Annotated in this window: 23 protein-coding genes; 13 read left to right on the top strand and 10 right to left on the bottom strand. The window is 61.8% G+C overall.

Annotated elements, in window-relative coordinates; translation table 11 throughout:
* The first annotated feature begins 84 nt into the window (after nt 1–84).
* Genes H6851_18070 through H6851_18055 form a run of 4 tightly spaced genes read left to right on the top strand, consistent with a single transcriptional unit; the run spans nt 85 to nt 5,984 of the window.
* Nucleotides 85–2,241, top strand: coding sequence for an ATP-dependent RecD-like DNA helicase (locus tag H6851_18070; GenBank protein MCB9945512.1), 2,157 nt, complete (start codon nt 85–87; stop codon nt 2,239–2,241).
* On the top strand, nt 2,238–3,029 hold the full coding sequence (locus H6851_18065) for an inositol monophosphatase (GenBank protein ID MCB9945511.1): 792 nt from the start codon (nt 2,238–2,240) through the stop codon (nt 3,027–3,029). Before H6851_18070 ends, H6851_18065 begins: the two co-directional genes overlap by 4 nt.
* 20 nt (nt 3,030–3,049) lie before the next feature.
* On the top strand, nt 3,050–5,293 hold the full coding sequence (locus H6851_18060; protein MCB9945510.1) for a DUF3604 domain-containing protein: 2,244 nt from the start codon (nt 3,050–3,052) through the stop codon (nt 5,291–5,293).
* A gap of 37 nt (nt 5,294–5,330) precedes the next feature.
* Nucleotides 5,331–5,984, top strand: coding sequence for a DNA-3-methyladenine glycosylase I (locus H6851_18055; protein MCB9945509.1), 654 nt, complete (start codon nt 5,331–5,333; stop codon nt 5,982–5,984).
* A 31-nt stretch (nt 5,985–6,015) separates the two neighbouring features.
* Here the strand turns inward: H6851_18055 and H6851_18050 are convergent, their stop codons facing one another.
* The 3 genes from H6851_18050 to H6851_18040 are packed head-to-tail and all read right to left on the bottom strand — an operon-like array spanning nt 6,016 to nt 8,951.
* Nucleotides 6,016–6,825, bottom strand: coding sequence for a GNAT family N-acetyltransferase (locus tag H6851_18050; protein MCB9945508.1), 810 nt, complete (start codon nt 6,823–6,825; stop codon nt 6,016–6,018).
* 23 nt (nt 6,826–6,848) lie between these two features.
* On the bottom strand, nt 6,849–7,799 hold the full coding sequence (locus tag H6851_18045; protein MCB9945507.1) for a tetratricopeptide repeat protein: 951 nt from the start codon (nt 7,797–7,799) through the stop codon (nt 6,849–6,851).
* 48 nt (nt 7,800–7,847) lie between these two features.
* On the bottom strand, nt 7,848–8,951 hold the full coding sequence (locus H6851_18040) for an AI-2E family transporter (protein MCB9945506.1): 1,104 nt from the start codon (nt 8,949–8,951) through the stop codon (nt 7,848–7,850).
* Between the two features lie 110 nt (nt 8,952–9,061).
* Between H6851_18040 and mtnK the strand changes: the two genes are divergently transcribed.
* Entirely contained in the window at nt 9,062–10,339 is a 1,278-nt protein-coding gene (mtnK, locus tag H6851_18035) for an S-methyl-5-thioribose kinase (GenBank protein ID MCB9945505.1), read from the top strand.
* A 17-nt stretch (nt 10,340–10,356) separates the two neighbouring features.
* Here the strand turns inward: mtnK and H6851_18030 are convergent, their stop codons facing one another.
* Nucleotides 10,357–11,187, bottom strand: coding sequence for a peptidoglycan-binding protein (locus tag H6851_18030; GenBank protein MCB9945504.1), 831 nt, complete (start codon nt 11,185–11,187; stop codon nt 10,357–10,359).
* Nucleotides 11,188–11,302: 115 nt separating this feature from the next.
* On the opposite strand from H6851_18030, the gene mtnA reads away from it, so the two are divergent.
* From mtnA to H6851_18005, 5 genes are all read left to right on the top strand, one after another.
* Nucleotides 11,303–12,400: an S-methyl-5-thioribose-1-phosphate isomerase gene (gene mtnA, locus H6851_18025; GenBank protein ID MCB9945503.1), complete on the top strand. Its 1,098-nt coding sequence runs from the start codon at nt 11,303–11,305 to the stop codon at nt 12,398–12,400.
* A gap of 32 nt (nt 12,401–12,432) precedes the next feature.
* The gene (locus H6851_18020) at nt 12,433–13,620 is read left to right on the top strand and encodes a 3-deoxy-D-manno-octulosonic acid transferase (GenBank protein MCB9945502.1); all 1,188 of its coding nucleotides are present in this window, start codon (nt 12,433–12,435) and stop codon (nt 13,618–13,620) included.
* Nucleotides 13,617–14,591, top strand: a complete 975-nt coding sequence (lpxK, locus tag H6851_18015; GenBank protein ID MCB9945501.1) for a tetraacyldisaccharide 4'-kinase — start codon at nt 13,617–13,619, stop codon at nt 14,589–14,591. Before H6851_18020 ends, lpxK begins: the two co-directional genes overlap by 4 nt.
* Before the next feature lie 145 nt (nt 14,592–14,736).
* Entirely contained in the window at nt 14,737–15,564 is an 828-nt protein-coding gene (locus tag H6851_18010) for an RNA polymerase factor sigma-32 (GenBank protein MCB9945500.1), read from the top strand.
* A 90-nt stretch (nt 15,565–15,654) separates the two neighbouring features.
* Nucleotides 15,655–16,809, top strand: a complete 1,155-nt coding sequence (locus H6851_18005; protein ID MCB9945499.1) for an FAD-dependent monooxygenase — start codon at nt 15,655–15,657, stop codon at nt 16,807–16,809.
* A gap of 41 nt (nt 16,810–16,850) precedes the next feature.
* On the opposite strand, the gene H6851_18000 is transcribed toward H6851_18005, so the two are convergent.
* From H6851_18000 to H6851_17990, 3 genes are all read right to left on the bottom strand, one after another.
* A complete protein-coding gene (locus H6851_18000; GenBank protein MCB9945498.1) occupies nt 16,851–17,576 on the bottom strand; it encodes a 1-acyl-sn-glycerol-3-phosphate acyltransferase in 726 nt (241 codons plus the stop codon).
* 81 nt (nt 17,577–17,657) lie between these two features.
* Nucleotides 17,658–18,554 (bottom strand): hypothetical protein, encoded by an 897-nt coding sequence (locus H6851_17995; GenBank protein MCB9945497.1) that lies wholly within the window; start codon nt 18,552–18,554, stop codon nt 17,658–17,660.
* A 5-nt stretch (nt 18,555–18,559) separates the two neighbouring features.
* On the bottom strand, nt 18,560–19,234 hold the full coding sequence (locus tag H6851_17990; protein ID MCB9945496.1) for an ATP-binding cassette domain-containing protein: 675 nt from the start codon (nt 19,232–19,234) through the stop codon (nt 18,560–18,562).
* Between the two features lie 195 nt (nt 19,235–19,429).
* Between H6851_17990 and H6851_17985 the strand changes: the two genes are divergently transcribed.
* From H6851_17985 to H6851_17975, 3 genes are read left to right on the top strand one after another with little or no spacing between them, the layout of a single operon-like run.
* Complete coding sequence (locus H6851_17985) at nt 19,430–20,284, top strand: zinc-ribbon domain-containing protein (GenBank protein ID MCB9945495.1); 855 nt, start codon at nt 19,430–19,432, stop codon at nt 20,282–20,284.
* An 11-nt stretch (nt 20,285–20,295) separates the two neighbouring features.
* The gene (locus tag H6851_17980) at nt 20,296–20,727 is read left to right on the top strand and encodes a nucleoside deaminase (GenBank protein ID MCB9945494.1); all 432 of its coding nucleotides are present in this window, start codon (nt 20,296–20,298) and stop codon (nt 20,725–20,727) included.
* Nucleotides 20,728–20,732: 5 nt separating this feature from the next.
* Nucleotides 20,733–21,254 carry a GNAT family N-acetyltransferase gene (locus tag H6851_17975; GenBank protein ID MCB9945493.1) on the top strand — a complete coding sequence of 174 codons (522 nt, stop codon included), beginning with the start codon at nt 20,733–20,735 and terminating at the stop codon, nt 21,252–21,254.
* A 51-nt stretch (nt 21,255–21,305) separates the two neighbouring features.
* Here H6851_17975 and H6851_17970 read toward each other — a convergent pair whose 3' ends face one another.
* The 3 genes from H6851_17970 to H6851_17960 all read right to left on the bottom strand — a co-directional run bounded on the left by H6851_17970 (nt 21,306) and on the right by H6851_17960 (nt 26,269).
* Nucleotides 21,306–22,595: a carbohydrate ABC transporter substrate-binding protein gene (locus H6851_17970; GenBank protein ID MCB9945492.1), complete on the bottom strand. Its 1,290-nt coding sequence runs from the start codon at nt 22,593–22,595 to the stop codon at nt 21,306–21,308.
* Nucleotides 22,592–24,691 (bottom strand): bifunctional diguanylate cyclase/phosphodiesterase, encoded by a 2,100-nt coding sequence (locus H6851_17965; GenBank protein ID MCB9945491.1) that lies wholly within the window; start codon nt 24,689–24,691, stop codon nt 22,592–22,594. Before H6851_17965 ends, H6851_17970 begins: the two co-directional genes overlap by 4 nt.
* A 357-nt stretch (nt 24,692–25,048) precedes the next feature.
* The gene (locus H6851_17960) at nt 25,049–26,269 is read right to left on the bottom strand and encodes a CoA transferase (GenBank protein ID MCB9945490.1); all 1,221 of its coding nucleotides are present in this window, start codon (nt 26,267–26,269) and stop codon (nt 25,049–25,051) included.
* Nucleotides 26,270–26,275: the final 6 nt, after the last annotated feature.

Here is a 26,275-nt window from a genome sequence, read left to right as displayed (position 1 = left end):
GGATACTCGCCCCGCAGGGTATCGTGAAGCCAACGAGAATAGGTGGTCGGGTGACTGCCTGCCAAGCACAATCCGGGGCGAAGTTTGAGCGAGGGCGAAACGACATTGTCGGGGGTGGTCGAACGGATCATCACCACGCGGCCGGATACGGCGTTTGTCGTGCTCGCGGTGCGGACCCACGACCATGGCAAGCCGGCGACGGTGGTAGGCGAGGTCGTCGACGCGAAACCCGGGCAACTCCTGCGCGCCGAGGGCAACTGGCAGCAGACGGAAGCCTGGGGGCGGCAGTTCAGGGCGCATTCCATCACACTTCTTGCGCCCGCAACCGAGGAAGGGCTGATGGGATTCCTGGCTTCGGGGGCCATTCGCGGCGTGGGCGAGAGTGTCGCGCGCAAGCTCGTCGACCATTTCGGTTCCGGGCTCGGAGCGGTCATCGAGGAGAATGCGACGCGTCTGGAAGAAGTTCCCGGGATCGGCAGGAAAACCGCCGAACGGATCGCCGAGACGTGGCAGGCGGAGAAAGGCAGTCGCGATATCCTCATGTTTCTCCACGGACAGGGTGTGAAGCCCGCGCGTGCGCGCCGCATCCTGGACGCCTATGGCGAAGGAGCGATCACCCGGGTTCTTGGCGATCCCTATCTCCTGGCCCGCGATGTCCGCGGAATCGGCTTTGCGACGGCTGACGCGCTGGCCCGGCAACTGGGGATCCGCCCGGAGGCAGAGATCAGGCGCATGGCGGCACTCAACGAGGCCTTGCGGCTGGCATCGGAGGACGGTCATACGGTGTTGCCCATGGACGAGGTTGTCGTCCGTGCTGCGGACCTCATCGGTGTCGAGGCCGCAGCGATTGCCACGTCGGTTGACTCGGCCATTGACTCGCATCGAATCGTCGCGCGCGGCATGGACGAAACAATTTACCTTCAGTTGCCCGATCTGGCCGCGGCCGAGGAGGGCATCGCGGCGTGGATGAGGGAAAGCCGCGACAGATCACCGGCGGCCCTCTGCAGTGCCCGGCTCGACGATGTGGAAAGACGGCTCGGGCTCACGCTGGCAGCCTCCCAGCGCGAAGCGGTTGCAGGCGCGTTCGCTGCTCATGTCGCCATCATCACCGGGGGACCGGGCACAGGCAAGACGACATTGGTCCGGGCCCTGCTGGCGATCTTCGAGGATGAGGAGCCGGAAATCGCGCTGTGCGCACCGACCGGCCGTGCGGCGCGGCGCCTGACGGAGAGCACAGGCCGGTCTTCCAGCACCATCCACCGGCTGATCGAGGCGGATCCGTTACGCGGGTTTGGCCGCCATGGCGATCGGCCGCTTGTTGCCGACCTGGTGATTGTCGACGAGGTGTCGATGGTCGACACCGTATTGATGCACGGCCTGCTCGATGCATTGCCGCGTCATGCCCGGCTCATACTCGTCGGCGATGTCGATCAGTTGCCTCCCGTGGGGCCGGGGCAGCCGCTTGCCGATCTCATCGAAAGCGACATCGTCCCGGTGTTCAGGTTGACCGAGATCTTTCGGCAGGCAGCGCAAAGCGGCATCGTCCGGAGCGCCCATGAGGTCAATGCGGGCCGGATGCCGCAGCTCAGGAGCTCGGCCAGCCCCGATTGCTTCGGTATCCGTGTCGTCGATGCCGAGGACGCCACCCGCAAGCTGCTGGAACTGGCGGCCCGCCGTATTCCCGAACGTTTCGAGCTGGATCCTGTCGACGATATCCAGATATTGGCACCTGTGAATCGTGGTCCGGCCGGTACGCGCATGCTCAATGACAGGTTGCAGCCCGTGCTCAATCCCTCGCCGGAAGCCTGGATCGAGAAGTCGGGCTTGCGGTTCGCGGTCGGCGACAAGGTCATGCAGACCGAGAACGACAATGCCCGCGAAGTGTATAATGGTGATATCGGCCGTGTGGTGGCGGTCGACACGCGGGCGCGCCTGGTCGATGTGCGTTTCGATGACAAGACCCTGCTCTACGCCTATGACGAACTCGGCCAGCTGTTGCCGGCCTATGCCATAACGGTACACAAGGCGCAGGGGTCCGAATATCCGGCCGTGTTGTTGCTGCTGCTGCGCGAGCATGGGCGCATGCTGCGCCGGCAGCTGCTGTATACAGCCATGACGAGGGCCCAAAGACTGCTCATCGTCGTTACCCAGGGCGACGCGCTGGAGCGGGCCGTGCGGACGGTCCTTCCTCCGCGACACTCCATGTTGAGATATCTTCTGCAAGAGGAAACAGTTTCGTGAATGAGATCGAGGAACGCTTCGAGGAAGCGCAGCGTATCGCCCGTGCGGCAGCGGCACTCGCATTGGACTATTTCGGCCGGCGGGACGAACTCGAAATCGAGCACAAGGGCAAGCAGGATCTGGTATCGATTGCCGACAAGGAGGTGGAGAACCTCATTCGCCACGAACTCGAAAGGCTGTTCCCGGATGACGCCATCCTCGGCGAAGAGGGAGGCGGTAGCGATGCGTCGCGATTGTGGGTCATCGATCCGATCGACGGCACCAGCAATTTCCTGCGCGGCATACCGCTTTGGGGAGTGCTTCTCGCCTATGTCGTCGATGGTGTCACGGAGATCGGCATCACCGTGCTCCCCTGCCAGAACGAGCTGTATGCAGCCCGGCGTGGCCATGGGGCTACCTGCAACGGCCGTCCGATCCGGGTTTCGGGCCATGACCGGACGGAGGAATGCTGTGCGCTGATAAGCTTCAGTTTCAAGCAGCCGCGAGAGCAGATCACCGAAGCTGTCGGGCGCTTGTATGACCTTGGCGTCGATCAGCGGCGCGTCGGTTCGTCGGCTGTCAATCTCGCGTGGGTCGCCGACGGTCGTGTGGACATGGTCGTACTCGTATCCTGCAACAGCTGGGATTGTCTGCCCGGATTGCTGCTGGTGGAAGAGGCCGGCGGTATCGCCACGCGCTACACGGCTGACGGGACGTCGCTGGTCGACCGGCGGCCAGTGGCGGCCTGTACGCCGGCGATTGTCGCGGAAGCCAGCAGTATACAGCCTGGCCTGGGGCTGGAACGATGAACCGCGATACGTCGCGTATCATGCCGGAACCCATTCCGGCCCATCTGCTGGGCAAGGCCGCCATTACCCCGAATGGCGCCTTCGAGGCCGGCTCGTTGCAGAGCTTCGAACTGGTGTATACAGCCGGTTTCTACGGTATCGATGACAGTGGCACAATTCGCATCGTCAGTCGTTTCGCCTCTGACCAGAGCTTGCCACAACTGGATGATCCCGAAGCGTGGAACTACACGACGGTGGAAGCCAGCAATGGCGCTGTCTTGCGGGTGAGGTTCGACAACAAGGGAAATGTCCGTCCGTGGGACCGTACCCTTGAGATCCGTGTCGTGCGGGGATACCTGACCGAGGGAGATACGATCACCGTGCGTTTCGGTGACCGCCGCGAGGGTTCTCCGGGAATGCGCCTGCAGACGTTCTGCGAGGAGACCTTCGAGTTTCGGGTGCTGGTCGACCCCATTGCCACCTTCGTGTTCCAGCCGCTTCCCCGGCAACCGACGATTGCCATTGTGCCGGGCAAGCCCGTTCGATGGCAGCTGGTACTGCCGACATTGAGACGGCCGTCCGACCGGTTCAGGTTGTCGATCAAGGCCGACGACATCTGGGGAAATCCCTCGGATCAGGTCGAAGGCGAACTCCACCTCGCGAGCAACCTGCCTGTCGAAGGACTTCCGTCAACGGTGAGGGTCGTCCGCGGGCAGCGTTCCGTGGTCATCGACGGTCTGCAATGCGGCCATGAAGGTGAACTGGTCATCGAGGCCACGGTCAATGGCGACCGGATTGCCACGAGCAATCCCCTGCGGATCGATGCACAGGTTGAGAATGTGACCTTCTGGGGCGATCTGCATGGCCAGAGCGAGGAAACCATCGGCACCAATTCGGTGCGCGACTATTTTCTCTTCGGCCGCGATCTCGCATTTCTCGATGCCTGTGCGCATCAGGGCAACGACTTCCAGATGACGCAGGACTTCTGGCAAGAGTTGAACGATATCACCGGGGAACTGAACCAGCCGGGCCGCTTTATCACTGTCCCGGGTTTCGAATGGTCGGGAAATACGGCGCTCGGCGGCGATCGCAATGTATATTATTTCAGCGAAGGACGACCGATCCGCCGTTCGTCCCACGCCATGGTGCTCGACCGCTCCGACATCGACAGCGATACCCCGACCGCGGGAGCCCTTTTCGCAGCGCTGGCGGCCGACGACGAGAACGCGATCTGCTTTGCGCATTGTGGCGGACGCTATGCGGATATCAAGCTGTTCCACGATGGCCGCTTCGAACGCTCGGTCGAAGTGCATTCGGCCTGGGGCACCTTCGAATGGCTGCTGCACGACGCCTTCGACAGCGGGTATCGTGTCGGGATCGTCTGCAACAGCGACGGCCACAAGGGCCGACCGGGTGCCTCCTATGCCGGAGCCGCGGCATTCGGCGCCATCGGCGGCCTCACCTGCTACATCATGCCCGAACTCACCCGGGAGGCACTGTTCAGCTGCCTGCGTCGCAGGAGGCATTATGGCACGACCGGATCGCGGATGCATCTCGATGTACGGATGAGCTTCGACCGTGAGGTGCTGGTCCATGCCGACGATCCGAAGATCGTTCCGTCCTCGGGAATGTTATCGCATCAGGCCCTCATGGGCGACATCGTCGAACATGGCGGCGGCATCATGCGATTGAGCGTCGACATTGCGGCCGCGGCTCCCATCGAGCGTGTCGACATTCTCGATGGCAAGACGGTCATCGCGACCCACAGGCCCTACAGTGCGGTCGATCTGGGGCGGCGTATCCGGGTCATCTGGGAAGGAGCGGAATACCGGGGCCGTGCCCGACAGGTCATATGGGATGGCGATGCCCGGATCGAGGGCAATGGCATCCGCGATGCCCGTGCGATCAATTTCTTCAACCGGGACAAGACACTCGACCGGATCGGTGACAACGAACTCCGTTGGCGACACCTCACGACCGGTAATTTCGGCGGGTTCGACCTGTGGCTGGAAGATGAGGGTGCGGGGACATTGATCCTGAATACTCCCCTGATCCGGGAGCGGATCGAGATCGGGGCCATCGGTCTCGACGACATGCTGTTCGATGCTTCGGAGGTACTGCCAAGGCGGATCCGTGTCTTCCGCCTGCCGGACGACAATCCGTCGCGTGGCATGCGTTTCACCGGAGAAATCGCCGTGGAAGGGGCGGGTGACCATCCTGTCCATGTGCGGGTTACCACAGAGGACGGTCATCAGGCCTGGTCGAGCCCGATCTATCTGATCTGACCCGTTCCCGCCATGTGGACAGTTGGAAGAAAGAGAAATGATCGAGTTCGAGGAAATCCGTAACGCGGCAATCATCCGCCACGGCAGCCAGGCCGTCGAGGCAAGGATGCCGGTAGTGAAGACACAGGAAGAGCTGCGGGACATTCCTTCTGACCGGCTGCTCTCGATGATGTCGTTGCGGATCTTCCGGGCCGGCCTGAAACACAGCGTTGTCGATGGCAAATGGCCTGCCTTCGAGGAGGTCTTCCACGGATTCGACGTGCCGCGTGTCGCCGCCATGGGGGACGAGGACATCGAAAGCCTCCTGGGAGATGCGCGGCTGATCCGGCACATGGGGAAGTTGCGGGCCGTGCGCCACAACGCCATGGTGATGCAGGAGATCGGGGACTTCGCAGGCTGGATCGCCGATTGGCCGGGCAGCGACATCGTTGGCCTGTGGGCCGCGCTGGGCAAGCGGATGAGCCAGCTGGGCGGCAATTCCGGGCCGATGTTCCTGCGCATGACCGGCAAGGATACCTTTGTCCTCACTCCGTCGGTGACGAGTGCCTTCGGTCAGTGGAAGCTGGCCGACACGCCACTCGGCGGCAAGTCGGGGGCAAGAGTGGCGCAGGCCGTATTCAACGCCTACGTTGAAGAGACGGGGCTTCCCCTTGCCCATCTGTCGATGATCATGGCCATGTCCGTGGACTGATCGCGACAAGGCGCCCGACCGGATGAAGCCGTCAGTGCCTGCCCGCCGGCAGATGGAAATTGAGCTGGTGGCCTATGGTGGCAAATCCCAGGCCCCGATAGAGCGCGAGGCTTTCTCCGGTTGCAGCCGAAAGCCAGACCAGACGGCCGCCGTGATCGAAGAAGCGGGGCAGCAGCGTGCGGATGACGCGGCAGGCATAGCCCCGGCGGCGGGCCCGGGGGCAGGTCCAGACCGCCGCAAGTTCGGCCACCTCGCCGATGCCTGTCAGCGATGCGCCGGCCACGGGCGTTCCGCAATCATCGCGCAGGCAAACGGTGAGCGTTCGGCCGTCTGCCAGTCGTTTGCGCATCCGCTGGATCTCCATGGGTGCCGGCGGCTCGACGGCACCGAAACTCGCTTCGGCTGCCATCATGTAGATATCGACATCATCGCCGGCAGCGAGCCATTCTCCACCTTGGGGCCCCTCCGCAGGTGTCGAGCGGACCATCACCGGTGCTTCCATGTCGGTCAGAAAACCGCGTTCACGAAGGGTGCCAGCCAATAGCGGATGGCATTCGGCAAAAAACTCTAGTCGTGGAACCCGACCATGACGGGCGAACAGCTCGATCATGCCGTCGATGGCCGAAGGGTCGTTTGCGCGATCGTCCAGTGGAATGGCGACATTGCGGTAGAATGGATCCGGCTCCGGCCAGATATGGACCCTGTAACCGGTCGTCTCCAGGAGATGCGATCCATCGGCGACGGCTGCGGCGAATTGCCGGGCCGCATGTGCGAGAAGAACAGGCGGTTCCTGTGAAGGCAGGCCGGACCAGCGAGCCGTGGCAGTATCCGGAATCTTCATTGAATGCTGGTCATGGCCGGTCGTCAGCGGGTCAGGACACCGCAATACTGACCCTGGGTCCTTATCCGGTCGCAAGCCTCGACGGCCAGTTCATGGGTCGCAAACGAGCCACCGGCGACGCGATAGAACGTGCCCTTGTCCTTGGTCTCGATCCGTTCCGGAGTACGCTGCGGCCAGTCGGAAGGCAGCTTGAGACTCTTCTTCAGCCTCGCCCATTCGGCATTGGCCGCATCGACCGTACGGACCGACGAGAGGTGAATGGCGTAGTTATCGTCGCCATCGACCTGCAGCGGACCACCGGCGGCCGGCTGGACATCGCTGAACGGCTCGCTGTCAACCGTTTCAATGGGGCTGCTGGACATCGTTTCGAGATTGCGCTCCAGCGTGACCGTCGTCGGGTGGTCATCGCCCATCGTCTCCCTGGCAATGTCGAGTGCCTGTTCGATCAGTGGCCTGGCCTGATCCCGCTTGCCCTCGATATCGTAAAGGACTGCCAGGTTGTTGAGGCTCTTGGCGACGTTGGGATGGCGCGGACCCAGCGTGTGCTCAAGGATGTCGAGCGAACGTTCGTAGAGCTGCTCGGCTTCTGTCAGGCGGTTCTGCGCGCGGTAGAGCAGGGCCAGATTGTTGAGGCTGGTGGCGAGATCCGGGTCGTCGGTGCCGAGATTGCCTTCATCCAGCTCCACCGCCCGTTCGTAGAGAGGTTCCGCCTCGTCGTAACGACCCAGCACCCGGTAGGCTTCGGCAAGGTTGTTGAGCTCGACGGAGATGCGCGGATCGGTGGGGCCGAAACGCTGTTCGGCGAGACTCAGCGCCATTTCGAAATGGGGCAGGGCCTCGTCGACACGATTGGCACGATACAGCTCAAGAGCTTCGGCATGTGCATCGCTCAGCGGATCCGCCCGGGGTACGAAAGGCGTCGCCAGAATGGAAAGTGCCAGTAGCAGGATGTAGGGGGCTGCAAACCGTCGCATGAAACAACCTCGAATTTTATTTTCACCTACACGAGATCGGGCAGGACGTCACCGTCCGATGTTGCCATCGCTCGACATGAGTATGGCCGCGGGCCTGGTCAGTTCGAAAAACGAAAGCACGATGGTGAGGCTCACGGTAATCGGCACGCAGAGGAACATGCCGGCAATCCCCCATATCGAGCCCCACAGGGTCAGCGAGAGGATGATCACCAGCGGGCTCAGATTGAGCGAATTGCCCATCATTTTCGGTTCGACCAGATTGCCGACGATGAACTGGATGCCGGTAAGCGCGAGGAGGACGCCTGCGCCCATGGCCACCGAGCCGAACTGCATCACGGTGAGGATCGAGGGAAGCGCCACCGCGAACAGCGAGCCGATATTGGGTATGTAGTTGAACAGGAAGATCACCAGCGCCCAGAATATCGAATAGTCCACACCCACCACCACGAGTACGGCATAGCACAGGGCGGCGGTGAGGATACTCACCAGCGTCTTGATCCACAGATAGCGTTCGATGCGATATTCGATCTCGACGAGCATTCCCCGGATCCGCGAACGTTGCTCGTCGTCACGGAACAGTTTTTCCAGCTTGCGGTCGAAGCTCGCCTGCTCGGCCAGGAGGAACATCACGTACAGGGCCACCAGTCCGGTATTGCCGACGAGTCCGCCAAGGGTTCCCGACAGCCGGGTGATGGCGGAGGCGATGTCGATCTTGTCAGTGATCTGTTCGATGCTGGGCAGATGGGCAAGACCATCGCTCCCGACGACACGGTGAAACATGTTGCGCAGGTTCTGCTCATAGCCCGGTGCTGCCTCGCTCACCTTGGCGACATTGGTGGCGACGATGTTCACCAGGAACCAGCAGGCCAGCACTATGGTGACGACCGCTGCCAGCAGACAGAGCAGTTCACCGGGATGCCAGCCACCGATGGATATGCGGCCGAACAGCCGGGCAATGCCGTTGATCAGTTGCCACAGGAAGATGGCAACCGCGATGGGAATGGCGAATTCCGCACCATAGACCAGCAGGGAACCGATGATCCATACGCCCGCCAGCATGGAGACCCAGACGATGGCTGCCGCAAGGGTCGCATCATCGATACTGCAGACAGAGATGGCCGCCCGGGGGCAGTCGTCGCGTGGTGTCGTCATGGGCGGTTCCGCATCGTCGCTATCCTGACCTGCCGCCATCTCGCACGTCTTTACCAGTCAGGGCAATGTCTGCCATAGCGGGCAGGACTTGTGCCGCAAGGGATTGGAACATGGCCATCGAAACCCCGCCGGGCTATCGCGCCCTCGATGAATCGTCTCTGCCCGCCTATCTGGCCGGGTTGCCTCCGATCGTATCGAGACTGGGCGGTCGCGCCGAAGAATGGACGGTCAACGAGGTCGGCGATGGCAATCTCAACCTTGTCTTCATCGTCGAGGGGCCATCGGGTGCGATCTGCGTCAAGCAGGCCCTGCCCTATGTCCGGCTGGTGGGCGAGAGCTGGCCCCTGCCGCTGGATCGCGCATTCTTCGAATATCGGGCGAGCGTGATCCAGGCGGGGCATGTCGGCGCGCTGGTGCCGGAGATCCTGCACTATGACGCGGGGCTCTATCTCATCGTCATGGAAAGGCTGAGCCCGCACATCATCATGCGGCAAGGTACGATCAGGGCGGTCATCTATCCGCAGTTTGCCGGGCACATCACCGATTATCTCGCAAGGTCACTGTTCTTCACGTCCGATCTGGCGATGAAGGCCGGTGACAAGAAGGCCATGGTGGCCACGTTCTGCGCCAATACCGAGTTGTGCAGGATCACCGAGGACCTCATCTTCACCGACCCTTACCGGATCGCGGAGCTCAATCGCTGGACCAGTCCGGGGCTTGATGCCGAGGCGGCCGCCATCCGCGGGGATGAGGGGCTCAAACGCGCGGTCAGTGTTCTCAAGATGAAGTTCATGACTGAAACGCAAGCCTTGCTGCATGGTGATCTTCACACGGGGTCGATCATGATCACGCAGCAGGATACCCGCGTCATCGACCCCGAATTCGCGTTCTTCGGTCCCATGGGCTTCGATGTGGGCAAGCTCATCGGCAACCTTCTCCTGGCCTATTTCAGCCAACGCGGACACGAGCATCAGCCCGGAGAGCGTGATGCCTACCGCCGGTGGTTGCTTGAGACAGTCGAGACGGTATGGAACGGATTTGCCCACAAGTTCACGGCATTATGGAATGCCCATGGCACCGGCGATGCGTTCCCGGCCTCGTTGTTCGAGGGCGAGGCCGGCCGTCTGTCGCTTGGCAAGGCACAGCATGGCTTCATGCGCCAGCTATTCGAGGATGCGCTCGGTTACGCCGGTTGCTCGATGATCCGCCGGACGCTAGGGCTTGCCCATAATATCGACATGGAGCAGATCGAGGACCATGGCAGGCGGGCTGCCTGCGAGCGGCGCAATCTCACACTGGCCAGGGACCTCATCCGCAATGCCGCTTCCATTGCCAGCATCGAGGCAGTCACGGCCAGGGCCGCGCTGATCGAGGCCGGTGGCAGCTGAGACCGACCCCATCGGGATCAGATGCCGTCGACCCGCTCGCAGGCCGGTGCATCGTCGAACAGCCGGTCGCCGCGTTCGAAACAGTCGATGAAACGTTCGAGCCCATGCGCACCGCCATTGACCAGCCGCCGGGCGCGGCGAAGGTCCCGTTCCATCAAGGCTTCCCTGATCGCCCGTTCGCGGGTGGCCAGGAATGCGCCAAGGATCTGGCCGGCCGTCTCTCCTTCGGCCGCCATGTCGGGGTCTTCCTCAAGACGGTCGCCCAGGCCGATCAGGCGACCGACACGACGGTAATTGGCTCGTCCGGTAAGCTGGACGAAGCCCCTTCCACGAAAGCGCCACCCGTCGGGCGCTCCCAGGTTGCCGAGATCGCAGCGATGGTCATACAGGTCGAAATCGTCACGGCCTGACGAACAACTGTATCGCGATGGCTGTTCATTCAACGGCTCGAACGGTTCGCATTCTGCCCTGATCGTTGACAATGCCATCAACGCCATGGGCTTGTCGGTGAGATCGAAGGCGGCAAGTCCGGCGCGGATATGGGGCAGGTTGCGGGCAATGGCTGGTGGTCGGGTATAGGGGAAGAGCTTGCGGATGCGCCCGGGAGTGATCCGTTCGAGGATGTCGCTTCGCCGGGTCCGTTCGACACCAAGTGCCGCAAGCGTTACGGGGCCGGCTATTCCATCGACCAACAGACCGGCATCGTCCTGAAACTGCATCAATGCGGCGCGGGTCTTCGGTCCGAACCGGTCGTCGGCCTCGCCACATTGGTAACCTTGTTCGAGGAGCCTCTGTTGCAGCCGGCGGATCAGGTCGTCGGCATGGTAACGGGTTTCACGGGCAGGCATGGAAATACTCCTATATAGGTATTTAATCATATATATTCTCCTTGCGATTTCTGCAAGGAGAAGTTGTGCCGGCTGGGGTGTACCGGCTATTCTCCGCCCCGGAAGGGGGGAACACATGCTGATCAACGGTCGCCGATCCCGAACCATCTGGCTGGACGAAGACGGTCGTACGGTCAGGACGTTCGACCAGACCCGGATTCCTCATGCCATTGATATTCTGGCTTTGTGCAATGTCGGGGATGCGGCCCGGGCGATCTCGACGATGCAGGTCCGCGGTGCGCCGCTGATCGGTGCCACGGCCGCCTATGGCATGGCCCTGGCGATGGCTGAAGATCCGGGTGATGCCAACCTCGAAAGTGCGGTCTCACAGCTGATGGCGACCCGGCCGACGGCGGTCAATCTCCGCTGGGCTCTGGAGCGCATGACCGACAGGTTGCGCGCGCGGGATGGTCGTCATCGGGTGGATGTCGCCTATCGCGAGGCTGCGGCAATTGCGGACGAGGACGTGCTCATCTGTCGCGCAATCGGCGATGCCGGTCTTGCGCTCATTCGCAACATCGCCATGACCAAGAGCGATGGCGACCCGGTCAACATTCTCACCCACTGCAATGCCGGCTGGCTGGCCACCATCGACTGGGGGACGGCGACGGCACCGGTCTATCGCGCGCAGGAGGAGGGCATTTCCGTCCACGTGTGGGTCGATGAGACCCGGCCGCGCAATCAGGGCGCTTCGCTGACCGCCTTCGAGCTCCTGCACCAGGGTGTCCCGCATACGGTGATTGCCGACAATGTCGGTGGACATCTCATGCAGCACGGGAAGGTCGACATCTGTATTGTCGGGACGGACCGGACCACCCGGACAGGTGACGTCTGCAACAAGATCGGCACCTACCTCAAGGCGTTGGCAGCGCATGACAACGGGGTTCCGTTCTATGTCGCCCTGCCGTCGACGACCATCGACTGGACGATTGCGGACGGGGTGAAGGAAGTCCCCATTGAACAGCGTTCCCCGGATGAGCTGACGCGCATGACGGGTCGTACGGACGACGGCCGCATCGAGACGGTAACCATCACTCCGGATGGCAGCCCCGCCGCCAATTACGCGTTCGACGTCACTCCGGCACGGCTGGTGACGGGGCTGATCACCGAACGTGGTGTCAGCGGTGCGACAGCAGAAGAACTTGCCGGTCTTTTCCCGGACCTCGCCGCCTGACGGGTCTGCCCGAACGGCTGTTGGCGGCCTTCATGGCCCGGCATCGCCGGGACGAGCGGCTGTGTCTTGTCCCCGGTCTGGTCGACGGTGTTCCAGCGGGCTCGCGGATCTGGGTCCATGCCGTCAGCGTCGGCGAAGCGATGAGTGCGTTGCCGGTGATCGACTGCATGCTGCGGGTTGCGGATCGCCATGTCATCCTGACGGTCACGACCGATGCCGCACGCAACGTCATGGGCCGCTTCCTGCCCGCGGGCGTCACCCTGGCGCTGGCGCCGCTCGACATGCCTGGCATCGTCCGGTCTTTCATCGATCACTGGCGGCCGGATCTGGTGATCCTGATGGAATCCGAAATCTGGCCGGTCACCCTGTACATGCTCGACGGCCGCGGCGTTCCGGTCGCTGTCGTCAATGCGCGCATGTCACAGCGGTCGTTTTCCCGCTGGCGGCGCGTGCCCGTCCTTGCAAGGCCCCTGTTCTCCAGACTGACAAGGGTGCTGGCGCGCGATATTGTCATGGCTGATCGCTTTGCCCGGCTGGGAGCACCGTCGGTGACGGTTGTCGGTGATATCAAGGCCGCGGCTGCCCCGCTGCCCGTTGATGGCGCGTGGCTCGACCAACTGAAGCAGGCGGCCGGTTGCAGGCCGGTCTGGCTGGCCGCCAGTACTCATCACGGTGAGGAGGAGATCGTCGCCGGCGTTCATATCCTGCTCGAACGGACGACAGCCAATCCACTTACCGTGCTGGCCCCGCGGCATCCGGAGCGTGCCGATACCGTCGAGAGGCTGCTCCGGCAAAGCGGGCTGCATGTCGGACGCCTGTCGCAACAGCCTGTGCCCGATGCAACGACACAAGTCTTCCTGATCGACAGGATCGGTTGTCTCGGGACGCTCTACGACTGGGTGCCCGTTGCCTTCATCGGCGGGTCCATGACATCGCAGGGCGGCCACAATCCGCTGGAGGCGATCCGTCATCAATGTCTGCCGGCCATGGGGCCGCATACCGGGAAGCTCGGGCATGACGGGGAGCGGCTGCGGCAATCGGGTGCCTTGGTCGTTGTCGAGGATGGATCCGCATTGACACGGTGCATCCAGTCGATCTGGCATCGACAATTCCCACCGGAGGCGATTGCCGCCGAACGGGAAAGGCTGGCCGCGTGCCGCACCCGGCTTCTGGACCGCCTCGCCATCGAGCTTGAACCGCTTGTTCGATGCGGGACATGAAGGAGCCCCGATTCTGGCAGGAGGGTGGTTGGCAGGTAACGGCACTGCTGCCGCTGGCCGGGCTCCATGGATGGTTGCGGGACATTTACGACAGGTGGCGAAATCACAAGCCCGTGCCATCCGAAGTCCCGGTTGTCGTCGTTGGTGGCCTGCGCGTGGGCGGCTCGGGCAAGACGCCCTTCGTGCGCCACTTGCGCCGTCGGTTGCTTGCATGCGGCGAAATGCCTCATGTATTGCTGCGTGGCTATGGACGGTCCGGCGAAGGGGTACATGAAGTCGACCCGGACAACGGTGATTTTCGCATGTTCGGCGACGAGGCTCTGCTGCATGCGGCCGATGGCACCACATGGGTCGGTGCGGACCGGGTTGAAGCCGGTCGCCGAGCTGTCGCGGCGGGCGCCAGTCTCCTGTTGCTCGATGATGGCCTGCAGTCGATGCCGTTGCGGGCCGATATCGCTTTCCTTGTCGTGGATGCGGCGGCACCCACTGCAAATGGCCACCTTATGCCTGCCGGACCATTGCGCGAAAAGCCGGAGCGCGCCGCGAGTCGTGCCGATGCCCTTGTTCTTGTAAATCAGGGGTATACGCCATCATTCTGGCATCGGGACAAGCCGTTATTCCGCTTCCGGCGACGGCTGAGATCGCCCGTTGCGCTAAACGGTAGGAGTGTCACGGTGGTGACCGGCATCGCTGATCCATCGCGGTTCCTGCGGGATCTGACAGCCCTTGGAGCGGGGATAGTCGACCATTACGCCTTTGCCGATCACCATACCTTCACCCATGAGGAAATATTCACGATCTGGCGCCATTCCGGGGACCGCCCGATCCTGACCACGCGCAAGGACTGGATTCGGCTCGACGAAGGATGGCGGGCGCGGGTCCATCCGGTCGATCTCGACCTGACCGAGGAGCCGCGCAGCCAATTCGGCAGCTGGTTCGACGTGAAAAGGCGAGGTGACAGGCGGAACTGAAAGTCCTTCCCGACGGTTTCTTGCGAGGATCCGAGGAGCTGTCGAAGCTTGCGGAAATCCGAGACGGCATCGAAGGAGGTGTCCTGTGAGCGGACGTTCGCATGGAATTTGGGATACCGCCGACCGGCAACTGGTCCGGCAATCCATGGAAATGCCGGTTCTCAGTCACGAGCGCGAGCGGCAGCTCGCGATGGCGTGGCGTGATGAACGCGATTCGCAGGCCCTCGATGAGCTGATCCGCTCCTATTTGCGTCTGGTCGTCAGTCAGGCTTCGCGCTTTCGTCACTATGGGCTGACCATGAGCGACCTCATGCAGGAGGGCGTAATCGGGCTTATGCAGGCGGCCGAGCGGTTCGAGCCGGAGCGAGGATTTCGCTTTTCGACCTATGCCGGATGGTGGGTAAGGTCCTCAATGCAGGAATTCATCCTGCGTAACTGGTCGATCGTCAGGCTCGGCTCCACTGCCGCCCAGAAATCCCTGTTCTTCAATTTGAGACGTTTGCGTGCCCGGGTGGGAAACCCCGTGGATGGCCCCATGGATGATCGGACACGCCGACAGATCGCCGAGATCCTCTCGGTCAAGGTCGAGGACGTTGAAAACATGGAACGGCGACTTGGCGTCGGCGATCAGTCATTGCACACGCTCCTCGGTGGCGATCGCGGCGGGGACTACGAGAGCCGGCTCGTCGATGAACGGCCCGATCCCTCGCAGGTCATCCAACAGGAGATGGACGGCCGCAAGTGGCGCGTTCTCCTGCGCCAGTCGATTGCCGGTCTCAATGAACGGGAACAGACCATCATCCGCGAACGTCGCCTGAGTGAGCAGGGATGCACGCTGGAGGAGCTGGGCATGCGCCTCGGGATCAGCAAGGAACGGGTTCGCCAGATCGAACAGGGGGCGCTGAACAAGATCAGGGGAGAGATGACCACTCGCATGGGGGAAGATGCCTGCGCGTTGATGGTACGCGGCTGAGTACTGTTCTCGCTGCGGGGCGGTGAAGCCAGAGAGGGGCGACGACCTTGCTGCTCGACCGCATCGCCGAGATGAGGCATTGTCATCACCATGATGAAACAGGTCGACCGTTGTCAGATTGCCGTCGTCGGTGGAGGCCATGCCGGGCTGCTGGCAACGATTGTGCTTGCCGCGGCCGGTTTCAACGTCCGCGTCATCGATCCCATGGGCCCCGGACGTCCGCCGGCCAGTGGGCGAACGCTGGCCATCCTCGCGGGCAGCCATGCGGCCCTGCGACAGCTGGGTGCCTGGCGTTACCTGGCTGCCGTGGCGTGGCCGGTGCGGCGGGTGGATGTACGGGATACCGCATCCGGCGGTCATGTGGTCTATCGTTCCAGCGAGGTCGGGCACGAGCCGCTCGCCTACGGAGTCGACAATTCGGTCTTGCGCGGTGCGCTTTCCGCAGCCGTCGAAAGGGATTGCTGGGTCAGGGGATCGCTGGTGTCCATGGAGCGCAGGGGGGTGCTGGTCGTCGATGATGGCCGCAGGCTTCGGGCGGATCTCGTGATCGGCGCGGATGGACGGGGGTCGGTGGTGCGCCGGCTCGCGGGTATTTCCATCGACAGCCTGTCCTACCGCCAGTCAGCCATCTCGTTCATTGTCGCGCACGAGCGCGACGGCCGGCACGTCGTCATGGAGCGGCTGCGGCCTCAGGGGCCGTTGGCCACCCTGCCGCTGGGACGGCATTCTTCGGGGATTACCTGGGTCGAAGCCGACACCCGTGCTGAAGCGGTATATCGTCGGTTGCGATCCGGCGACATGTCGCTGGTCGAGGCGGAACTGGGAAGTGAACTGGGGTCGATGCACATCGACGGACCCGTGCAGTTCTATCCGCTCAGCGCCCAGCATGCCCGGCGTTATGTCGCCCCCGGAATTGCCCTGATCGGCGATGCGGCCCACGGAGTTCATCCCATTCACGCACAGGGCTTCAACATGGGCGTTGCCGATATCGTCGCATTGCTCGATGTGCTGGATGATGCGCGCAGGAGATCCCTGCCCATCGGGGGAGAAGCCATCCTGCGATATCAGCGGGCGCGGCAGTCCGACAACGCCTCGCGCCTGCGCATGACTGACGCTCTCAATCGCCTGTTCTCGAATGATATCGCACCATTGCGCCAGGGACGCCGCCTGTTGCTCGATACGTTGGCCGCGGCCGGGCCGGTGCGCAGGCGGGCGATACGTCATGGCATGCGGATGTCGGCCTGATCATCCAGCTTCTGTCCATCCGATATCCGTTCCTGCCGCATTCAGGAAGGCTTCGGAGCGTCAGCCAGCAGGCGGTTGCTGGCTGTCTCGATGCGTTCTTCCAGCAATTTCATGAATTCCCTTCGCTGGAGTCCCGGCTCGATGGGATCGAGAAATTCCAGCGTGATCATACCGGGATGCTTGATGAAACTGCGACGCCCCCAGTACAGGCCGGAATTCAGTGCTACGGGAACGCAAGGGACACCGAGCGTGTTGTAGAGGGCCGCTATTCCGGATTTGTAGTCCGGCTTCGCCCCTGGGACCTGACGTGTTCCTTCGGGGAAGATGAGGAAGCTCACGCCCTCGGCAACCGCGGCCCTGGCCCCGCGGACAAGCGAGCGCAGCGCCTGTGCCGCTCCACCGCGGTCGATCACCACGCTGCCGGCAAGCTGGATGTACTGGCCGAACAGTGGAATGCGGCTGAGCTCATATTTCAGACCGATCACAATGTCGGAACTTATTCGATAGAAGTAGATGGTCTCCCATGCGGACTGATGCTTGCTGGCGATGAGTACGGGTCCTTCGGGCAACTTTTCGCGCCCGACGACGCGGCAGTCGAGACCGATGATGAGCCGCAGCAGGAACTGCACACCGCCAGCCCAGATCCCTGCCACCATGCGTATGCTGTGCGGACGAATGAACCAGGCGAACGGTACCAGCGCCAGAAGCACCATGATCGTCCAGATGTAGAAGGCGATGTTGAACAGCAGGGAACGCAGGAAAGGCACGTTTTCGGATCCTCGCAACGAAAGCGCTTTTCCCGTACAGTGCCGCGCTCCCGCCGCTCCGGCAAGCGTCGAAGGTGCGCGTCAGGGCTGGCGCAGCAATCCGAGATGGGCGGACAGTCTTGCGCCGACGGCTACCAGAAGCGCCATCACCATCGGCGGCACGGCCAGCACGAACCAGTCGAACGGCAGCAGCCGGATGGAGAACGGAAGCTCATACTGGATCAGCCGGTTGCCGTAGATTGCCAGCAGCAGGGTTGCGGCCGCGCAGCCGAACCCCCACAGGCCGCCGCGAAAGGCCCTGAACAGGGCGTGCAGCTCGAACTGATGGGCGAGGTAGCCGTCGCTGGCTCCCATCTGTCGCAGCAGGTCGATGGAATCGCGTTCGAAGCGAACGTGAATGCGTGTGATGTAGATGAAGGCAATCATGCAAATGAAAAGGGCGGCGCCGGCAATGCCGATCGCTGCCATTCGGGTGAATTCGAGCGTGTGCTTGCGGGCATCCTGCGTCGAGCCTGTCTCGCCGATTGCCGTTCCGGGGACGATCTCCTGAAGCTTTCGGCCGAGTTCATCGAGGTCGGGTGGATTCCAGGCGTTGAGACCGACATCGATGAGCCGTGGCATGGGAAGGGAATCGGTGGCTTGCGGATCGCTCAGCCACGGTTCCACCAGTTTGCCGAGCTCGGAATCGGACAATGGGTCGACAAACAGCACGCCGGGCTGGACCTTCAGCCAGTTCACCACCTCGCCCATCGGGTCGGCGCGTCCGGCAGCCGGTACGCCGGAACTGCTTTCATTCAGGGATGGCATGGCAATCGTGACCATCAGCGGTTCACGCAAGAGCTCGCGGAGTTGCGCATGGGCGATGACGGCGACGGAAACGGCGACCACGGCGATGAAGGCGAGCCCGGCGGCGAGCCATGTCAGCACCTTGTTCAGGGGAGCATCCTGCAACGGCAGGTCGAGAACGCGTCCGACCATGGTCGTCAGCCCGCCGCCTGCAGACCGGCTCGCGGTTGGGTGCGCAACCGGCCCTTTTCCATGTGTAAAGCCGGGAAACGGTGCCGGCGCAGCAGATCGCCGCTATGCGTGGCAAAAATTACCGATGTGCCGAGTTTCTCCATCTGGAGAAAGAGATTGATCAGGCGATCGGCTCGTCGCTGGTCGACATTGCTGGTGGGTTCGTCGGCCAGCAGCAATTTCGGGCGGGTGATCACGCCGCGGGCAATCGCCACCAGCTGCTGCTGGCCGATCGACAGCTCTGCAGGCCGCTTCTCCATGATCTCCTCCAGTTCGAGCCAGGTGAACATGTCGCAGACGGTCGAGGCGATGCGGTCCTCCTTCATGCCCGCGATACGCAGGGGAAGTGCGACATTGTCAAACGCTGTCAAATGTTTCAACAGGCGGAAGTCCTGAAAGATCACTCCGATCCGCTGCCGCAGGGATGCGCGTTCCCTGCGGTGGAGACGTGCGACATCACGGCCGAACAGGTTCATCTGTCCGCGTTCGGGGTGCACCGATAGACTTAGGAGGCGCAATAGCGACGTCTTGCCCGCCCCGCTTTCACCGGTGAGGAAATGGAAACTGCCGCTTTGAATCTTGAGATCGACTCCGGCGAGGGCCTTTGCGCCCGGTTCGTAAGACAGGTCGACATCGCGCAGCAGTACTATTGTGGTATCATCCACCTTTATCGGGCTCTCCGGCTGCAGGTCCGTCGATCGGAGTCTTGGCATATCGACCTCGGGACGTCTAGGGTTACATCAACCTTTGCGTTATAATGCCGATTGCGGCATGGTGCCGGGTCATCCGGCAGGAATGACAGACAACCGGAAACGTGCTTTGAAAAGAAGTACGTCATGAGTTTTGTGGGCGACATGCAGATCACCTGTCCAAGTTGCGGCAAGCTGTACAACATTCCCGATGAATCGATCGGTGATCAAGGCCGAAAGGTCCGATGCACCTCATGCAGCCACCGCTGGCAGGTCATGCCTGCCGTGGCCGAGGAGGAGGATGCGCGACGATTGGCGGAATCGCTCGACCGGGCTGCCGAGGAAATCGATGCGGAGGTCGGTGGCGATGACGACGACGATCTCGATGTCGATCTTGACGCGGCCTTCGATACACGGGCTGACGAGATCTTCCACGATGGCGATGACGACGACGGAGTCGACCGGCCCGAAGCGGAAGACGAGGATGACCGGCCGGAAGGTGCTGATGCCGGCGAGACTACGACAAGATCGATCGAGCGGCAGAATATCGCCGACAAGTCCCCGGCTCTCTCCCTCGCGGTCGTGGCAGGGTGGCTGTTGCTGCTGGTCAGTGTGCTGACATTGGGTGGGCTGGTCATTGCACGTGACGAGATCGTTGATTCCTTCCCCGGAACCCAGCCAATCTATCAGGCTCTGGGGCTGCCGATCACACGGGTCCTGGGCCTCGAGATCCGCGATGTCATCACCGAAACCCTCGAAAGGGACGGGAATCGCGTCCTGAGGGTCAAGGGCGAGGTTCACAATGTGACCAGCCGCGAGCGCGACGTGCCGATCATCATCGTCAAGCTGCTCGATGGCGACAATGCGGCCATTGACGAGCAGATGGTCATGGTCGACCAGCCGATGCTCCCCACGGAGTCGGTCGCGCGTTTCACGCTCGATATTCCCTCGCCACCGGCGGACGCCAAGACCTTCAGCGTTTCATTCGACCTCGGCGAGTGAACGCCTCGCCAATGCTCCGGGCACTGGAACTGGCGAGGATGGCCGCGAAGGCCGGCGAGGTACCGGTAGGCGCAGTGCTGGTGTCGGCGCAAGGCAAAGTGATCGCGGAGGCATGCAACCGTGTCGAGCGTGACAGCGATCCCGCGGCTCATGCCGAAATCCTGGTGTTGCGCGAGGCCGGTCGGCGTCTGCTGACACCGCGCCTGACCGATCATGATCTGTACGTGACGCTGGAACCCTGTCCCATGTGCGCGCAGGCCGTCGCCTTTGCCCGCATCCGGAGACTCTATTACGGTGCGGAAGATCCCAAGGGCGGGGGTGTCGACAATGGAGCAAGGGTGTTTTCCGCCTCCAGTTGTCACCACAGGCCGGACGTCTACGGGGGAATGTACGAAGCGGCGTCGGCCTCGTTGCTGCGCGAATTCTTCCGCCAGCGGAGATGACGGCCATGATGCTCGATCTCACACAGGCTCCGGTGATCGTGACCCCGCGTTTGCGCCTGTGTCTGCCGGCCGGCGATCATCTCGATGAGTTTGCAACGATGATGGAAGATGAGGAGACCGCAAGATTCATCGGCGGCGTACGCAACCGCACGGACGCCTTTCGGCTGCTGGCGGGAATCCTCGGCCACTGGGCCTTGCTCGGTTTTGGATTGTTTGCTGTTGAGGACCGGAATTCCGGTGCCTTCATGGGACGCGTGGGCCTGTTGCGTCCCGAGGGTTGGCCCGCCATGGAACTGGCCTACGGATTGCACCGGCCATTCTGGGGCAAGGGCTATGCCGAAGAGGCTTGCCGCGCCGTTCTGAAGCACGAGGTGCCGAAGTTCGCTCCAGGACGCCTCGTCAGCATCATAGCCGACGAAAATCTCGCCTCGGCACGTCTTGCCCTTCGCCTTGGCGCGCAGAAGCGTGAGCCGATGAGCTTCAATGGGACGCCAGTCACACTGTACGAGTACGATCTTTCGCATTGAGCGGCGCGAACCGGCGCCATGCGGCGGCTGCCCACAGGCGGAACCCGTCCGTCATGGCATGCCCATTTCATTGATCACGGCCATGAAGTTCGTGGCCGCGTCATCCGGTGACATGACGGGATTGTCCCAGTAGTCCTTGACGAGGTTGCGGATGGTCGCGACACGGACCGAATCTCCCACGCCCACCAACGGGACCAGCGTATTCCGGTGCGCTTCCCACTCGGCATAGATGTCGCGCTCGCAAGGACCCAGAAGTTCGTGTGGAATCCCCTTGCGCACCGGCAGGGCACCCTTACGGCGCGCAAATTCCGCCTGCACCGCCGGATCCATGATGACATCCATGATGAGGGCAACACCCGGATCGGGATCGCTGGCTTCCAGGTTGAGCGGTACGAACACATCGGCCGCCCAGAGCTGGATATGCTGGTTCCCGGGAGCAAAGGTGCAAAGGAAATCGGTGCCGGGATTCAGTCCGGCAGCAACCATGTCGCCCTTGGCGAAATCCCCCATGATGGCGGTTGCAGCACGACCGTCGGCAACCATGGCCGTGACTTCGGCCCAGTTGCGCGCCAGTCGGGGCTCAAGCGCGTAGCCGCGCAGTTCGCGCAGGATCGAAAAGGCTTCGCTCAGGATCTTCCCTTCGCTTCCAAGTCGCGCATCGCTGTGAATGGCCCTGTAGGCTTCCACTCCACCAAGATCGATGACGATGGTGATGAAGAGGTTCTCGATTTGCCAGTCTTCGCTGCTGGTGGCGATGGGTACGTAGCCTGCGTCCTTCAGGCGGGGTGCCAGTTCGAGAAACTGGCGCCAGCTTGCCGGCGGATCGCTGTGGATGGCCGCATAGGCCGCTGCATTGTGGAGGGCGTAGTTCTGCATGTGCATGCCGACAGGAATGGCAAGTGCCACCCCGTTGTCCTGCACCATCTCCCAGAGTTCTTCGAAGATCAGCGACTTCAGCGGCTGTCCGCGCCAGGTCTGCGGCATCGGTCCGAGCTTGTTGATTTCGTGGAGGGCCATGAGGTCACTTCCGCTGATCCATTGGGTCAGGGTCGGCGGCATGCCCAGTTGCAGGCGTTTCGAGACGACGGTCTTCGTGGCGAGATAGCTCTCGACGGCAATCGCCTTCCAGACGCCGCCGCGCCGTTCGACCTCTTCGCGGAACAGGTCGACCGCGTGGGCTTCCCCAGGCGAGATCCACCAGTGCACCAGTTCGACCTCAGGGGCTTCCCCGGCGCGGGGCATGGCGGGCATGATCGACGCCAGCATGGCCGTCACCAGGCCGGCGACGGCCAGTCGAAGTCCGCCGGATGAACGGGAGCGTTCTTGTATGATCGTCATCATGCCGTTCTCCCCTGCTGAACCTTGAAGGGTACCACCTCAGCCGTATGTTGCGCTCTTCGCTCGAACCGTTGCAGGCAGTGACTGATCAGCCGCTCGAGCGGCTGCGGGCGGGAGAAGTGGTACCCTTGGCCGAATTCACAGCCGAGATCTGTCAGGATGTTCAAGACGGGTCGGGTTTCGATGCCCTCGCAGACCACCTGCTTGCCGAGCCCGTGGGCAAGCTTGATCATGCCCTCGATGATCACCCTGTTGCCCGCGTCGCTGTCGATATCGGCGACGAAGCGACGGTCGATCTTGATCATGTCGAACGGGATTTGCTGGAGATGCGCCAGCGACGCGAAACCGGTGCCGAAATCGTCGAGGCTGATGACCCCGCCGGCATCGCTCAGGCGCTGGAGGTGATGGTGGATATTGCCGGAGCCGCGCTCGATCATGCAGCCCTCGGTGAGTTCGATGCTGAGCCACGAGTGACCATTTTCCGTGCGACTGGAAATGATTTCCTGTTCAAGCCGGCCATCGGCAAGCATCACGCCGGTGACGTTCAGGGCGATCGATTCGAGATCGGGAAATGCGCGGCGCAATCTCGGAGCATCGGACTTGATGATTTCCAGCATCCGCCAACTGATACGGCTCATCAGTCCGAGCCTTTCTGCATCGGCAATCCAGGCTCCGGGCGCGAGAAGCTTACCGTCGGCGCCAACCAGTCTCGCAAGGGCTTCGAGCCGCCGCACTCGGCCGCTCTTGAGGCAGACGATCGGCTGATAGAACGCCTTGAACCGTTCGAGGCGAACGGCGTCGATCAGTTGCTGGTCGAACGAGATGTAATGCGTGATCGAACGGTCGAAGAGTTCATCGTAGCAGGCAAGCTGGTCACCTCCATGGAGTTTTGCATGATAGAGTGCTTTGTCGGCGGCCGCGAGCAGGCTCTCCGCACCGGGCGTATTCCCGGTCGACGATGCAAGGCCGATGCTCACGCTGAGGTTCAGCGTCATGTCCGGGAACTCGATCGCCTCACGACAGGCCAGCAGGATGTTCTCAAGTGTCCGGTGGATCGAACGGGCTTCCCAGAGATGATCGAAGACGACGGCGAACTCGTCGCCGCCTAGTCGGAAGATGTGCGCGTCTCCGGCCGCTGCCTCGCTCATCCTCTGCCCGATGGCGACCAGTGCGCCGTCGCCGTGCAGATGGCCGAAACTGTCATTGATGGACTTGAAGCGGTCGACGTCGATCAGAGCAAGCGAGCAGCGCTTGCGCGATGCGACGAGACTGTCGAGCGTCTGATGGAACAGATGGCGATTGCCAAGCTTGGTCAGCCTGTCCCAATGGGCCAGGTAGGCCAGCTGCATGTGCTGGTTGCGGATGGCCTTGCGGTTGATCTCGATCTGTCGCCGCAAGGGCAGGAAGACGAGGTACCAGATCATCGTCAGGCCCGAGAATATGCCGCCGACCATCACCGTGAAGCCGATCATCAACGTGGACTGCTGTTCGCTGATATTGGCCTGCAGCTTCTCGGTCAGCCGGTTCTGCGTGGTGAGAAGCTGGGGCATTTTCATCGCGATGAAATGCTCGTGGGTATCGAAGAACCGCTGGGGATCCTTGCCCGACTGGAACTCCATCATCTTGAGGTAACTTGCATAGGAGCGGAAATGCTTTTCATGCTCGCGCAACAGCTTGAGCAGGTCTCCACTCTCGTTCGACAGGATATTCGTGATCGACCCGTATCGGCTGATGACCTGCTTGTCTTTCCTTATCCGTTCGTTGAGTGCCAGCAGGCGATCGAGTTGCCTGTTGTTCTCGTTGATGACCTTGGTAATCAGGTCGACGGTGATCGGTTCCATCGTACCCTGATCGAACAGATAGTCGAAGCGGTCGGAAATTCCCCGCAGGATGGACAGTTCCTCCACGGTCACTTCGCTGATGCTCAGCAGCCGCGTCTGCAGCCGGAGACCGAGTGCCAGCATGAGGGCACCCACCGCCAACAGCATGAAGACGATGCCATAGGCGAGGTAGTTTCGCCGCCAGATGGCTTCGTTCTCGTCCAGAAGCCCTTCTGCCGATGCAGGCAATTGCGCTTTCGCCGTCTCGATCATGGTCACGACGTGAAGGACTCCGCCTTGAAACCTTGTGGCCGATACCGGCAATCCGTTCCGGAGCACCGATGGTCTCGTCGAAGGTCATGCAGACTGGAGTTGTCAGTCCGGGCTATGGAGAACCACTCAACTCCATGCCATGTTGAATGGCATTTTCTCCGGAAACAGACTATCCTTCCATGGAGAAGAGGTAAAGTATATATCATTCATGAAGATGTTTTATTAGATTTTTTCATATGATGATGCGAATCTTGTTCAAATCCACAATACTCCGATAGTAATGTAAAATACCTGAAGGAATGTATTTCCCGGATTTTTGTCTGTGCATTGAATTACGCTCGATATGTGCCGTTTTTTCGTCGTTCAGCCGATGATCCCGGCCTCGCGCAGCCGCGTCAGTTCGACCTCGTCGAGCTCAAGCATGTCCCGCAGGACCTCATCGGTATGCTGACCGAGTGTCGGCGGTGCACATTTGTATACAGGAGGTGTCGCGCTCATCTTGATCGGATTGCCCAGAAGGGGAACGGTACCCGATCCGGACTGGTGGTGCGGGACCTCGATTCGCATTTCACGGTGAATGATTTGTGGATCCTCGAACACCTGCGCGATGTCGTTCACCGGGCCGCATGGAACCCCGAGCCTTGCCAGCCCGTCGACCCATTCTGCGGTCGTATGTTTTTTGAAATAGGGGATCATCTTCTCATATAGGGCATTGCGGTTGCGCACCCTTTGCGGATTGGTAGCGAAGCGCTCGTCCCGAAGCAGGTCGTCGGCTCCGGCAAATCCGCACCAGCGGCGGAACTGTCCATCATTGCCGGCAGCCAGAACCACCTCGCCATCGCTCGTATCGAATCGCTTGTAGGGCACGATGTTGGGATGCTCGTTGCCCAGCCGCTTCGGGACGATACCCGAGACGAGATAGTTCACGCCCTCGTTGGCGAGCCATGCAACCTGGGTGTCGAGCAGGGACAGGTCGATCTCCTGGCCTTCGCCCGTTGCGTCACGATGGCGCAGGGCGGCGAGGATGGCAACGGTTGCATACATTCCGCACATGATGTCGGCGATACCGACGCCAACCTTGGTGGGTTCGCCATCCGGGGCGCCGGTGACGCTCATGAGACCGCCATAGCCTTGGGCTAGATAGTCATAGCCGGCTCGGCTGGAATAGGGGCCCGTCTTGCCAAAGCCCGAAATCGAGCAATAGACCAAAGAAGGGAATTCTTTTTTCAGGGTATCATAGTCGAGACCGTATTTGGTCAATCCGCCGGCCTTGAAGTTCTGTGCCAGTACATCCGATTTGGCGATGATCGCGCGGGCGAGCCTTTGCCCCTCGGGATGGGCGATATCGATGGCAACCGAGCGCTTGGAGCGATTGGCGGCAAGATAATAGGCGCTCTCGTGGGTGTCCTCGCCGCGGGTATCTTTGACATAAGGCGGGCCCCACTTGCGTGTGTCATCACCGGCGCCGGGTTTTTCGATCTTGATGACGTCCGCACCGAGATCGCCCAGGATCTGGGTACTGAAGGGTCCCGAGAGAATGCGGGTCAGATCGAAGATGCGCACACCGTCGAGTGCCTTTGCCATTCTGTT

Source organism: Geminicoccaceae bacterium, from assembly GCA_020638465.1.
Classification (GTDB): Bacteria; Pseudomonadota; Alphaproteobacteria; order Geminicoccales; family Geminicoccaceae; genus JAGREO01.
The sequence above is the reverse complement of the archived record's forward strand: the minus strand, read 5'-3'. Positions and strand labels throughout refer to the sequence as shown.